The organism is Vibrio sp. V09_P4A23P171 (assembly GCF_963875615.1).
Lineage (GTDB): Bacteria > Pseudomonadota > Gammaproteobacteria > Enterobacterales > Vibrionaceae > Vibrio > Vibrio anguillarum.
The window spans coordinates 48,274-60,637 of sequence record NZ_CAWNMR010000055.1; the positions used below are offsets into that span (position 1 = coordinate 48,274).

Annotated in this window: 11 protein-coding genes; 8 read left to right on the forward strand and 3 right to left on the reverse strand. The window is 46.8% G+C overall.

Annotated features, from left to right (window positions below; all coding sequences use genetic code 11):
- Window positions 1-71: 71 nt before the first annotated feature.
- From AACT23_RS14005 to tamA, 3 genes are read right to left on the reverse strand one after another with little or no spacing between them, the layout of a single operon-like run.
- Window positions 72-419, reverse strand: a complete 348-nt coding sequence (locus AACT23_RS14005) for a gamma-glutamylcyclotransferase family protein (RefSeq protein ID WP_164996789.1) — start codon at window positions 417-419, stop codon at window positions 72-74.
- A gap of 10 nt (window positions 420-429) precedes the next feature.
- Window positions 430-4,227 (reverse strand): autotransporter assembly complex protein TamB, encoded by a 3,798-nt coding sequence (gene tamB, locus AACT23_RS14010; protein WP_094127435.1) that lies wholly within the window; start codon window positions 4,225-4,227, stop codon window positions 430-432.
- Window positions 4,224-5,936, reverse strand: a complete 1,713-nt coding sequence (tamA, locus tag AACT23_RS14015) for an autotransporter assembly complex protein TamA (protein WP_094127437.1) — start codon at window positions 5,934-5,936, stop codon at window positions 4,224-4,226. Before tamA ends, tamB begins: the two co-directional genes overlap by 4 nt.
- A 167-nt stretch (window positions 5,937-6,103) precedes the next feature.
- Between tamA and msrA the strand changes: the two genes are divergently transcribed.
- The 8 genes from msrA to AACT23_RS14055 all read left to right on the forward strand — a co-directional run bounded on the left by msrA (window position 6,104) and on the right by AACT23_RS14055 (window position 12,348).
- Window positions 6,104-6,742, forward strand: a complete 639-nt coding sequence (gene msrA / locus AACT23_RS14020; protein ID WP_094127439.1) for a peptide-methionine (S)-S-oxide reductase MsrA — start codon at window positions 6,104-6,106, stop codon at window positions 6,740-6,742.
- Window positions 6,743-6,856: 114 nt separating this feature from the next.
- Window positions 6,857-7,408 carry a YtfJ family protein gene (locus AACT23_RS14025; RefSeq protein WP_094127441.1) on the forward strand — a complete coding sequence of 184 codons (552 nt, stop codon included), beginning with the start codon at window positions 6,857-6,859 and terminating at the stop codon, window positions 7,406-7,408.
- 140 nt (window positions 7,409-7,548) lie between these two features.
- A complete protein-coding gene (locus AACT23_RS14030; protein ID WP_094127443.1) occupies window positions 7,549-7,842 on the forward strand; it encodes a DUF2607 family protein in 294 nt (97 codons plus the stop codon).
- Between the two features lie 81 nt (window positions 7,843-7,923).
- The gene (gene zrgA, locus AACT23_RS14035) at window positions 7,924-8,601 is read left to right on the forward strand and encodes a zinc uptake protein ZrgA (RefSeq protein ID WP_176428633.1); all 678 of its coding nucleotides are present in this window, start codon (window positions 7,924-7,926) and stop codon (window positions 8,599-8,601) included.
- A gap of 69 nt (window positions 8,602-8,670) precedes the next feature.
- Window positions 8,671-9,387 (forward strand): ABC transporter ATP-binding protein, encoded by a 717-nt coding sequence (locus AACT23_RS14040; RefSeq protein ID WP_013855948.1) that lies wholly within the window; start codon window positions 8,671-8,673, stop codon window positions 9,385-9,387.
- Window positions 9,384-10,643 (forward strand): ABC transporter permease, encoded by a 1,260-nt coding sequence (locus AACT23_RS14045; protein WP_017042870.1) that lies wholly within the window; start codon window positions 9,384-9,386, stop codon window positions 10,641-10,643. The genes AACT23_RS14040 and AACT23_RS14045 overlap by 4 nt, the downstream gene beginning before the upstream one ends.
- Window positions 10,644-10,652: 9 nt before the next feature.
- Window positions 10,653-11,153, forward strand: a complete 501-nt coding sequence (locus AACT23_RS14050; RefSeq protein WP_013855946.1) for a DUF3299 domain-containing protein — start codon at window positions 10,653-10,655, stop codon at window positions 11,151-11,153.
- A 295-nt stretch (window positions 11,154-11,448) separates the two neighbouring features.
- Window positions 11,449-12,348, forward strand: a complete 900-nt coding sequence (locus AACT23_RS14055) for a TIGR03899 family protein (protein ID WP_013855945.1) — start codon at window positions 11,449-11,451, stop codon at window positions 12,346-12,348.
- The last annotated feature ends 16 nt before the right edge of the window (window positions 12,349-12,364 follow it).

A 12,364-nucleotide genomic window follows, 5' to 3' on the forward strand; every position in this document is an offset into this window, starting at 1 on the left:
CGTTATAAATAAAAAGCCACATCCTGCTAATACGCTGTGTGGCTTTTTATTTCCATTTTCAACGCCGTTCGTTACACCCGTTGGCACCAGTCTCCAGAATTAATCACAGCAGTAAGACGGCTGTGATCTTGATAGAGATAAATCCACGCACGGCCAAATGGGGTTTCGATCGTTTCACGGCGATATTCGATGGGAATATCTTCTAAAAGATCGAGCTTTGCTAGTGTCAGCTCATCCACTCGATATACCTCACCGACTATCGATTGCTGTCCCTGAGCCAAGCCAGGATATGGACCTAGATCATACAGCGTATAGTCAGCTGGCGTGTAGAACGATCCTAACATTTCGCTTGTCTCAAGCAGATGCGCATTACTTTCACCACGGCGTAATGTGCCGTAGACAAAAACCAGATGTTGCATATGACTGTCCCTAGTTAAATTCAAACTGATACAAAAGATCCACCGCGCTATCTAAGCCGGATACCGCTTCAACGTACAAATCCCTCATCAAGCGGTAACGCACGGTAAATTCGCCCACCGAGCTGAAAATACCAACACCATATTTCACTTGTAGCCCCGGTAAAATATAGCCGCTTACCGTCACTTGTGAATCATCACCGGAACCAGCCGTATCCAATTGCAGATCTTGCACACCGAAGGCTTGACCAATTTCGCCCACCACCTTACCGCTTTGTGCCAAGCTCAAACCAATCAGTGCAGTGGTCATCGCATTGCCACCCGCCTCGCCATCAATATTCTGACCACGAAGTAGGTAAGAAAGTGCATTGGCTTGTGGCATCGCGGGTTCTGAAAAAATGGAGACTGTCGGTTCATCGGCAGAGCCGGTCACTTTTACCCCTGCAATCACGCCATCTTGTGTGTTATCCGGGTTGCGCACCGCTTTAATCGAAACATAAGGTTGATCAACCGGTCCATTCATTAAAATTTTGCCTTCTTGGATCAGCAAATCTTGTCCAAAGGATCGATACGAACCATTTTGGATATTTACTTCTCCAGTAATAAAAGGGCCTTTATCCTTTTGCGCCACATTGAGGCGGCCAATCAAGCCGCCTTGCAAACCAAAGGCACTGAGCCGGAAATCATCACCAATCGAGATGTTGACATTCGTTTCAACGTTAAATGGCATGGCGCTTTGCTCGCTCACAGGCTGTAAAGCAGCGTCCAATATCACTTGATCTTTGGAGACACCAATCGCGCTCGGAGGCAACTCTTCTACCACGATACGTCCCCAAGGCAGGTTAATATTTCCTGTCACAGTGGCCAGTTGAGGTTCTAGTGTGATGCTCATGTCTGGAATAACTTTAATCTTGACGATAGGCGGCAGATCCACCAATAGCTCATCGGCCAACACGCGCAGGTTGGCACGCCACTGCTCCATTTTCTGCCAGTCGGCATCCCCCTTGATACTCAACTCGCCATCCGCAGTTTGAATCGCTGCATTGAGCAAGGCTTGGTAACCATTAAAGTCCATCGCCACTCGGCCCGAGGTAACATCCAGCGGCGAAATATCGCCTTTGACGACAATGTCATCCACCACCACGCTGCCCATCACTTTCGGGTGCAACATCGGCCCACTGAAGGCAAGTTGACTGCTAATCTTCGATTTCGCTTGGCTATAATCCCCAAGCAGCGGCTGTAGAAAATCAATATTAAAGGTGGAAAGCGTTAATGCGCCATCCATCATTTTTTCTTTTGCCATTAGATCCGCAATGGTGATTTGCCCCGACAGATCGCCATTATCGGTCACATCCACTAGCCAACGAGCAAACAGCTTGTTCTGTTCAAGCGTACTTTCAATAGTGACGCTATCCCAACCTAAAGTAATGGCTTGGTCGATGTGCTGCGTGACTGCACCTTGGCTTAAGCTGAGTGACACTTTCGCTTGAGGCGCAGTATTGGGCGCCCATTGAGCTGTGAGACTGACATCGGCTTGGCCTTTAAGTTGAGTCTCTTGCGGTAAAAACATTGCGATTTGCTGAAAATCAAAATGATTGAGAGAGAGCTCGGCCGCGCCACTTTGCCCCACAGTCGCGTCTTTATCCAAGCAGAGCGATGCTCCCTCTTGCTGCCAACAATGCGCGGTAATCGTGGCTTGTTGTTTCTCGATATTAACCGCAACAGGTGTCGCTTGGTTTAATAGCCACGGCCCTTGTTCTGTGGACAGTTGTACTCGTTCCAGCGCACCTTGCCACTGCATCGTCGGCTTATCTTCAAAAGATCCGCTGATCGCCAAGCTGGTTGAAATCAGATTTGAAATGACGTCTAAGCTCAGTTGATGCTGCGCCTGCGTGCCTGAAAAACGCAAGTCCACACTATCAACTAACTGCTGCTGGTAGCTCAACTGGCTCGCCTGCAATTTCACTTCGGCTTGTGGCACAGGAAGTGGCGTAACATCACCAGTTAAAGTCACCTGCTTTAGGGTCGCTTGTTGCTGCCAAGCAAGATCATTTGCATTGAGGCGCAGCTTGATTTGTGGCTGCTGTAAATCACCACGCAGATAAATATCGCCAATCACTTTGCCGTGCAAATCAGGAACACTTTTCACCAGATCCGCAAAATCAACCGATAAGCCCATACGCCACTCTTTATCCAGCTCACCTTTGGCCGTAATCTGGTTGGGTCCATGGGCTAACGTTAAGCCGCTGGTCGACACAGTAAAAGCGCCTTTCCCTGTCATATCTGATGCGTTTAATTGACCTTCAATATTCAGTGGGTAGCCACGCAACACACCCTCAATATCCAAAATAGGCAGCGCAACGTTCCAACCGCCCTGCTCGGTCAGCTCACCCGTAGTTTCGAGCTTACCGCTGATCACGCCTTCGGCTTGCGGCCACTGTAATCCCGGCTGAATCTGTTCTAAATTCAGCGCCGCTTGCCAGTGAATTGGGGCTTGCCAGTTGGCCATCACTTGACCAGCAATTTGCCCCCCTAAGGTATCGATGAGCAAAGAATCTAAGTTGATTTGCTGTAAAGTGCCTTTACCAGCAACATCCAGCGTCACATCGGGCAGATCTTTACCTTGCAGTTGGCCATTGAGCGCCACGCTATATCCGTCGAGTGAGCCTTGAGTTTTTAAACTCGGCACGCGAACAAAATAGTCTCCTTGCCCAATCAATGGCCACTGTGCTTGAACATCATCCAACGAAATATCAAACGGGATCTCAGGTTGCAGTAGCGCCAATTGCGCATTTAAGTTTGCTTGCGCAAGCCCGCCCAGTTTCGCGTTGAGTGTTAAATCACCCAAGCTACCCGAAGCCTCTAGTGCCAGTGTTTGCCCCTGAGCTTCGGCCATTTTGAGCGTGCTTTTTAAAGAGAGATTGAGCGGATAGTCTCCCTTCAGCTGCGCATCAGATTTTAGGTTGGCAATCAATTGTGGCAGCTCAAGCTCAAGTGATTTTAATGAAACACTGCTCTGATAAGCATTGGCGACCAAACCAAGATGCTTGACAACCAAAGGCTCAGCTTGCTGAAGAGTAAACTGATTGATATCAAAACGCTCCACTTCCAATTGCAGCGGAATGATCACTTCTGGCAAGGTGATGGGCGTTTTCACCGCAGGTGCCGCCGTCGATGATACGGTTGTGGATGGAGTGGATTTGGATTGTGCGCTTGAGGCTGAATCTGCCTCGTCATTGGTCGCAAGCTTCAGTTGAATATCGCTCCAATTGGTTTTGCCAATCCGTAAGCGATTACCTTGAAATGAGGCATGAGTAGAAAATTGCTTCCATGCCAGCGTATTACCCAAAATATCCAGCTGAATATCATTGAGCTCCACACGGCCAACCTTAATTGGCACCGGTGTAGAGATTGACGTAATGGGATCAGAGGCAGACGAAGGCTCACCTTGCGTCGAAGGGGGAAGCTCTGGCAGTGCCAGCCTTAAGCCACTGATCGCAAGTTCATTTAAGCAAATTGAAGGCTCCAATAAGCAGCTAGCACTTATGGCTAATGTCACGCGCTGCACATCGAGATCGAGCTTTAATGCTTCATCGGAAAAGGTGACTTGGTTGAGCGTGAAACGTGGAAAAATTGCACCTTGAGCGCTGGCAACCTGCAGTTGTGGCAGCGCTTTTTGTGCTCCCCACAACAGACCGTTAAGCCCTGTATTGGTAAACAACAAGGCTGCGAGTGCAATAAATACCGCGCCCAACAAGGTGAATAAAATCGCCGATGCCCATTTGGTTATCTTCAACATCACTTTGGTCATAGTTCAGGCCCCAAGGTGAAATGCAGCTGAAATTCATCGCCGGGATTAGCGTCAAGCCCCCATGCAAAATCTAAGCGGATCGGTCCAACCGGAGAAGCCCAGCGAATCCCGGCTCCCACACCAGTTTTCCAATCCGGTGAGTCATTAAAGGCATCGCCGTAATCGACAAACAGTGCGCCCCACCAATTTCCAACCAAACGATATTGATACTCCAACGAACTGGTAGCGATGTATTTGGCCCCAGTCAGTGCGCCGCTGGCATCTTTAGGTGAGATAGATTGATAGCTATACCCTCGCAAATTATTATCGCCACCAGCAAAGAAGCGCAGAGAAGGCGAGAGTTTGTCAAACTCTTCACTGAAGTTTGCGCCGCCGTCTAAACGCAATAAACCACGGTGGTTTTGCCCGGCGCTGCGTATCCAAGCCGTGCCCGCCAACAACCGCACCACACGCGTTTCAGAGACGAAATTTGGATCGCCATACTCAAGTGTGATGCTCTGTTTATCGCCCCACATCGGCATTGAACCACCACGAACACGCGTACGAGAATAGGTCGCTCCCGGTAATACAAACTGGCCGACATCGCTTTGCAAACCTTGTTCGTAGTTTTCTATCAAATAACGAACGAATAGGGTTCGATGCCAACCGCCATCACGCAGCCAGTGGCGCTCAAACGATAAGTTAGACTCCAAACTCTTCGTATCACGGTTATCGACATTCTTCATTCCATACTGAATTCGATAATATTCACGCCGCACATCTTCTAGCGGTATTTTGTAGCCAGCGGTAATGGTCTGCTCTGGGGCAGAAAGGGAGAAACTGCTATCAAAACTGTGGCCGAGGCTGTTAACCCAAGGTTTCTTCCACTTGAATGAACCACGCACTCCCACATCCGTTGAGTAACCTAAACCGGTTTCAAGCTGATTTCGAGCTTGCGGTGCAAGGGAAACCTTCATCGGCAGTTCGCGACCGTTCTCCAGTTGGCTAAGATCGGGTTCAACAAAAACAGAGGAAAACCAATCGGTATTGGATAAGTTTTGGTTATATTCCCCTACCTTGGAAACAAGGTAAGGATCATTGGTTTTATAGGGCTGAAGTGAGCGAACTCGCTGATCTTCAATTTGGCTACCAGTAATGAGCGAGGGACCAAAATGATAACGAATACCACTGTTAAAATGAAGGCGTACGAAAGCTTCATTCAACTCTGGCGCAACTTCCAAACGGCTTAATTCAAAATTCCCGTTAAAATAACCTTTTTGCAACGCTAAGTTGCGGATACCCGATTTCAAAGCATCGTACTGGCCATGATTAACCGCCGCGCCCACTTTAAGGGCATTGCGGTTAATGAGATTGGCAAAATCAGCATCAGATTCAGCTTCCCCGCTGATCACCACATCCATCTCTTTAATGGTTGTTAGCAGTCCTGGATTGATATTGACCATCAGCTCTTGCTCATCGCTCACCACCACAAACTCAAATTGAGGATGGTAGTAACCCAGCGCGACAAGCGCTTCCGTCATGCTTTTCTCTAAACGAGATTGAAAACGAAGATGCGTAGAATAGTCGCTCTCTGGAATCGACGATAAATAGGCTTCAACGTTGTTTTCTAATTCACCCTCTAAACCATTAATGGTTAACGCCACCTTGGCATACGCCGAAGTGGAAATAAGTAGCATCGTGAATAGAACTGGTAATGATTTTCGTCTCATGCTTAATTAAAGGAACAGTTGAGTAAACAGATCGTTAATGGATGGAAATCATACCGCCAATAGCAAGCTCCGTCTGTATGAAATCAGTCAATTATTCGGGCTGAATGTGAAACAGTGGCTCAACAACAATAAATAAAGCCAAAAATCGGTACACAAAAGGAAAGCTCATGCTCAATAAACAAACAATGGTCAGCGCACAAATAGCACTGAAAGGACGAGAAACCCCTATGTCAGTGGAGGAAATTCATTACGTTAACCACAGCAACATCACTGAGCAGCCTAATGAGCATCAGCAACAAATAGTGATTGGTATGGGCTGTTTTTGGGGCGCTGAACGCTTATTTTGGCAACTCGATGGTGTGGTGTCGACTTCAGTAGGCTATGCCGGCGGCTTTACCCCAAACCCAACTTACGAAGAAGTATGCAGTGGTGAAACTGGCCATACTGAAGTGGTACGCGTAATCTTTGATCCACTGCGCTTGCCATTAGAAAAGCTATTAAGTCATTTTTGGGAAAAGCACGATCCGACCCAAGGCATGCGTCAAGGTAACGATAAAGGCACTCAGTATCGCTCCGCCATCTATACCTATTCAGAACAACAACAGCAAATAGCACAAGCCTCAAAGCAGCGATACCAGCAGGCGTTGTCAGCCAGTCAACGAGCCTTAATTACCACCGAAATTGCACCCGCTGGTCCTTACTACTACGCCGAAAGCTATCATCAACAATATTTAGCTAAAAATCCGAATGGTTATTGTGGGTTAGGAGGAACAGGCATCTGCTTCCCGCCCCAGCTCAGCGAATAAAGCGTGTATAATTGAGGCTTTGTTAGCATTTTGTTAGCCGCTTCATGGCCTCTTTTCGTGGTTTTATTGATTCTATGCTATACCTTTGTTGCTCAACTAAAAGGGACCCCTACAATGAAAAATAAACGAGTGATCGCCATTCTAATGGCCTGCTGTCCAGCGCTTGCCATGGCACACAACATTACCCAAGGTCAGCAAGTTGCTGATGTTTCAGTGGAAAAATATGGTGAAATCATCCTACAAGATGATAAAACGGCCTTTCAAACTTGGGATACCAGCCAACTGCTAGGCAAAGTGCGCGTCATTCAAGCCATTGCTGGTCGCAGCAGTGCTAAAGCGTTAAATGCACCATTGATGGCCGCCATTACGGCCGCACAATTTCCCGCAGAAAGTTATCAAACCACCTCGATCATCAACCAAGATGATGCGATTTGGGGCACAGGATCGTTTGTCAAATCTTCCGCTCAAGACAGCAAGAAAGAGTTTCCGTGGTCTTCCATGGTGCTAGATGAAGCGGGAAATGTAGCCAAAGCGTGGGATTTAAAAGAGGAATCATCAGCGATCATCGTTCAAGACAAGCAAGGTAACGTACTGTTTGTTAAAGAAGGTGCATTGAGTGATGAGGAAATTCAAACGGTTTTAGACTTGATCAAACAGAATTTATAATAACCTTAGGTGGCCGATAACACGGCTGCCTTTGCTAAACATATCGTGGTGAAAGGTGCTTTTATAAAAATAAGAGTACGCTTTATTCTCACAATATTGTTATATTATAACAATTATCATTTTACTACTGTATTGGTTTGATGTTTACCCGTCTACGTTGCCCCCATTACCAAGCTCAAAGCATTGCATTATGTGCCATGCTACTGATGCTATGGTTGAATGTCGCTTATGTAGATCATCACCTCGATACTAATCCTGCACATCACGCGCAGCATCATTGCCAACTTTTTTCTGGCTTTCAAAATGGTCTAAGCAGTGCGCTGCCTATCCTTCCTGTCATTAGTGGCAGCGAAATTCGATCATCAGTAGAGAAAACTCAGCGTCGCCCCTCAGTTCATTACGCTTATCTTGCTCGCTCGCCTCCTCACTTTTAGACGTCTTATCTAGTTATTTATGATTTGTTACCCAAAGCCAACGCGCTAAGGGCTATTTTGATGTTTAAAAGGAATCACCCAATGTTTATCCAACGTAAACTCGCTCTCTCTATCGGCCTAATTTTAAGCACGCCAGCACTGGCAAATGAAGAGTTTCGCCAACATGAGGCCCATGTACATGGCCACGTCGAGTTCAATATTGCTCAAGATGGGCAAGATTTACTGATTGAAATCACCGCCCCCGGCGCTGATGTAGTCGGCTTTGAACATGCACCACAAAATGATGAACAACAACAGCGCTTAAATAAAGTCCTTGAGCAGTTCAGCCACGCCGATGGCATTTTCCAACTGCCCGCTCCGGCCAAGTGCCATTTAGAAGAAAGTCGTATCGCGCATACGTTAAATGGTGAGCACCACGACCACGACCACGACCACGACCACGACCACGACCACGACCACGACCACGACCACGACCACGACCATCATGAAAAACATGATGATAAACATCAAGATAAAGATGCTCAACACGCACACCATGACCATAAAAAAGATGTGCATGATGAAGGCGAGCACGGTGGTCACGGTGAATTCACGATTCAGTACCAATATCACTGCGATAACATGCCGCAATTGCAGTACCTCGACACGCAATGGTTTAACTTGTTCCCAAATACCCAAACTATCTCTGCCAATGTACTGACAGACAAAGCACAATCTGCCTCTGAGTTGAAAACAAACAGCACTCGCATTACGTTTTAAGGCGTATAAGCAACAACCTGGAGTAAGCACATACTTACTCTAGGTTCACTGTCGTTAAAGGAATTCACAATGAGTGATTTGCATATTCTATCGCTGACGTCTGTCATTGAATTGAAAGAGGTCGAATTTCGTTGGCCGAATAGCTCACAACCAGCCTTATCTATCCAAGATCTTTGTGTAAAACGTGGAGAGCACCTTTTTATTAAAGGGCCAAGTGGTTGTGGCAAATCGACCTTACTGAGCTTACTGACTGGGATCAACCAAGCACAACGAGGGGAGGTCTCTATTTTAGGCACCAACCTGTCGACGTTAACTTCTCGTCAACGGGATCGTTTTCGAGCCGATCATATTGGCTACATTTTCCAACAATTTAATTTATTGCCTTATCTCTCAGTGATTGAAAACGTTACGCTACCTTGCCATTTTTCCAGCACTCGCAAGCAGAATGTGGCAGGCGATCTGATTGAGAAAGCAAAACAGTTACTCACTCGCCTACATCTTGCACCTGAACTACTGACTAAACCGGTTATCGAACTGAGTATTGGCCAGCAGCAGCGTGTCGCGGCGGCGAGAGCACTGATTGGAGAACCCAAGCTGATCATCGCCGATGAGCCAACCTCTGCGCTGGATCACGACAATCGACTCGCGTTTATCGAACTGTTATTGGAAGAGGCGAATCGGGCAGGTTCAACACTGGTGTTTGTGAGCCACGATCCCACCTTAGAAGCTTTATTTGACCGCGCAGTTTACCTCCCTCAATTGAATCAGGCAGGAGTGACAGCATGAATGTAATTACCAATCTGGCGTGGAAAAGCGTACTTAACCGCAAAACCACAGCGCTACTCTCCATTCTGACGGTTGCCATTTCAGTCATTCTGTTAATGGGGGTTGAACGCATTCGAACTCAAGCTAAAGAGAGCTTTGCCAACACCATTTCAGGGACGGATCTAATCGTCGGCGGCCGCTCTGGACAAGTCAACTTGCTGCTCTATTCGGTATTTAGAATTGGCAATGCCACCAATAATATCGACTGGAAAAGCTACCAAGCCTTCAGTGAGCATCGCAGCGTCAAGTGGGCGATCCCCATTTCATTGGGTGACTCACACCAAGGGTTTCGCGTTATGGGCACCAATCACCATTATTTCGAGCATTTCAAATATGGAAGTAAGCAACCACTCACTTTCTCTCAAGGCACTGAATTTCATGGTTTATTTGAAACGGTATTGGGTTCTGATGTCGCCAAAACCTTAGGTTATCATATTGGCAGTGACATCATTATTGCGCATGGGATCAGCGATGTGGGTTTTAGCCGCCACGACAACCTCCCTTTCAAAGTAGTGGGTATTTTAGCGCCAACGGGAACGCCCGTAGACAAAACGGTGCATGTCTCATTAGAAGCGATTGAAGCCATTCACGTGGGTTGGGAATCGGGTGCGCATTTAGGCAATTCACCATCCAAAGAGCAACTTGAACAACACAACTTTCAACCCAAGCAGATCACCGCCATGTTGATCGGTTTAAAATCGAGAATTCAAACCTTTGCACTGCAACGTGAAATCAATAACTATCGCCAAGAACCTTTGAGCGCCATTATGCCCGGCGTCGCTCTGCAAGAACTGTGGGGTATGATGTCGATAGCAGAACAAGCTTTAATGGCGGTGTCGGTCTTTGTGGTGGCGGCAGGGTTACTTGGTATGCTCAGCAGCTTACTGACAAGCTTGCAGGAAAGACGCCGTGAAATGGCGATTCTGCGCGCCATGGGCGCACAACCTAAACATATTTTTGCTCTGCTTATCAGCGAAGCGACGACGCTGACCTTTATTGGCATCTGCGTTGGATTAGCGGGGTTATATTCACTGCTCGCACTGGCGCAACCTTTTATTGCGCAGCATTATGGCATTCAAATCACACTCAGCACCTTAAGCGGCTATGAGTGGCAATTATTAGCTTATGTACAGCTGGCTGGCATTATTATTGGTGTTATCCCGGCTCTACGCGCCTATAGACAATCACTTAGCGATGGAATGACCATTCGAATTTAGGACTTAACGATGAAAAAACTACTGCTTATCAGCACGCTGCTGCTATCAGGCTTGTTACCGATGTACGCACAGAGTAATGAACAAGTACTGACGCTCGATTGGATCGATCTGATCCCCGAGAATGAACGTAACCAATTCAACGCCGATGGCATGCCAGCATTGAACCATGATGGCGAAATGACGGCTGCACAATCAAAAATCGGCGGAGTTAGAAAAGAGCTTAATGGCAGCGTGGTCAAAATACCCGGCTTTGTGATCCCACTGGAAGGTGACGCCAATAACGTTACTGAGTTTCTACTGGTGCCCTACTTTGGCGCATGCATTCACGTGCCGCCACCGCCACCAAACCAAATTATTTATGTGAAATATCCGCAAGGTGCTCCAATCCAGCAGCTCTGGGATGTAATTTATCTGATTGGGACACTGAAAACCGAAAGTGTTAGCCACGATCTGGCCGAAACAGCGTATGTGATCGAAGGCACTGCGATCGAAGAATACGACGACATGTAGTTAACAAAATGGCAACCTATTGATTCATCTAAACTAAACGATATATTTAGATAAATACGCTAGCAAAGCGACATATATCAACAATAGTAAAGTAATCGATAGGTGCTTTTTCAGTCTATTTTCTTTCCAACACTTCATAAGCGCCCCACAAATTCCGATAACAATTTTAACAAGTTATTATCATTAGGGATAGCGCAAATTTATGATCTAGAACGAATGTTTTTCCTAGATGGAAAATGCGTTACACGTTACATTTTAATCCATGAATGAAATGGGTGATTGAAGCGGACATAAAATGGCAGATACCAACAACCCTGTAGTGATTGAACATCAAGCCAACTCAGGTCAAAGCCACGAAAAAAAATCGAGCTACATCAAAGACAGTGGTAGTCGCATTTTGAATATTGCTCAATATCACGGCTTAGATGCGCTGCTACAAACGGATCCGCCAGAAAAAACCTCGCTTGATCGCGCCTTATTTAGAGAACAGCAACGTAAAGAGCAGCGACAAAAAAACCTAGAGCAGATCGTCAAACTGGCGCATATCTCTTGTAAAAACGAGACCGCGGGAGAGCCTGATCAAGATTGGTTACACCGTTTTTTCGATATGGCGCAAGACATCCACAACTCTTCGATGCAGCGACTTTGGGCGCAAGTACTCAAACGCGAGGTGACCAACCCCGGTTCAACCTCAATGAAAGCGCTGCAAGTATTACAAGACATGACACCAAAAGAGGCGCAGATACTCCAAAAAGCCTCAGCGTTAGCCTGCTGTTTTGGTAGCGATAACAGCCGCAAGCTGTTGGTCGGCATTCGTGCTACTAACGGTATTTTTAGTTTAGGAAAACGCATCAGCACATTTGTCATCAATATGGGTAGTTTCCAATTACCCTATTCGAGCCTGTTGGTACTGATCGAGCTTGGCTTACTGCATGCCACTGAACTGGAATCTGGAGAAATTGAACTTGAACCGGCACTGCTGTTGACCTATCAAGGCAAGAATCTGTCACTGCAATCGATGAGTAAAGGAGTCAGGCTGCTCTATTACCGTTTCAGTCCCACTGGCAATGAGCTGTGTAAGCTACTGGGTAATAAACCGAATATGCAATACTACGATCAAATGTTGGCGGTGCTTAGCCAGAAATTCACTGTCCACACCGAAGTTGCCAGCAGCTCTTTTCATCACGCCGTCTAGCCTCAAAAATAAAGGG

Bases quoted from the DNA above. Each gene is read 5' to 3' on its own strand.
- zrgA (WP_176428633.1), top strand. From the start codon at position 7,924: ATGTTTATCCAACGTAAACTCGCTCTCTCTATCGGCCTAATTTTAAGC.
- AACT23_RS14025 (WP_094127441.1), top strand. From the start codon at position 6,857: ATGAAAAATAAACGAGTGATCGCCATTCTAATGGCCTGCTGTCCAGCG.
- AACT23_RS14005 (WP_164996789.1), bottom strand. From the start codon at position 419: ATGCAACATCTGGTTTTTGTCTACGGCACATTACGCCGTGGTGAAAGT.
- AACT23_RS14040 (WP_013855948.1), top strand. From the start codon at position 8,671: ATGAGTGATTTGCATATTCTATCGCTGACGTCTGTCATTGAATTGAAA.
- tamA (WP_094127437.1), bottom strand. From the start codon at position 5,936: ATGAGACGAAAATCATTACCAGTTCTATTCACGATGCTACTTATTTCC.
- AACT23_RS14045 (WP_017042870.1), top strand. From the start codon at position 9,384: ATGAATGTAATTACCAATCTGGCGTGGAAAAGCGTACTTAACCGCAAA.
- msrA (WP_094127439.1), top strand. From the start codon at position 6,104: ATGCTCAATAAACAAACAATGGTCAGCGCACAAATAGCACTGAAAGGA.
- AACT23_RS14030 (WP_094127443.1), top strand. From the start codon at position 7,549: ATGTTTACCCGTCTACGTTGCCCCCATTACCAAGCTCAAAGCATTGCA.
- AACT23_RS14050 (WP_013855946.1), top strand. From the start codon at position 10,653: ATGAAAAAACTACTGCTTATCAGCACGCTGCTGCTATCAGGCTTGTTA.
- AACT23_RS14055 (WP_013855945.1), top strand. From the start codon at position 11,449: ATGGCAGATACCAACAACCCTGTAGTGATTGAACATCAAGCCAACTCA.
- tamB (WP_094127435.1), bottom strand. From the start codon at position 4,227: ATGACCAAAGTGATGTTGAAGATAACCAAATGGGCATCGGCGATTTTA.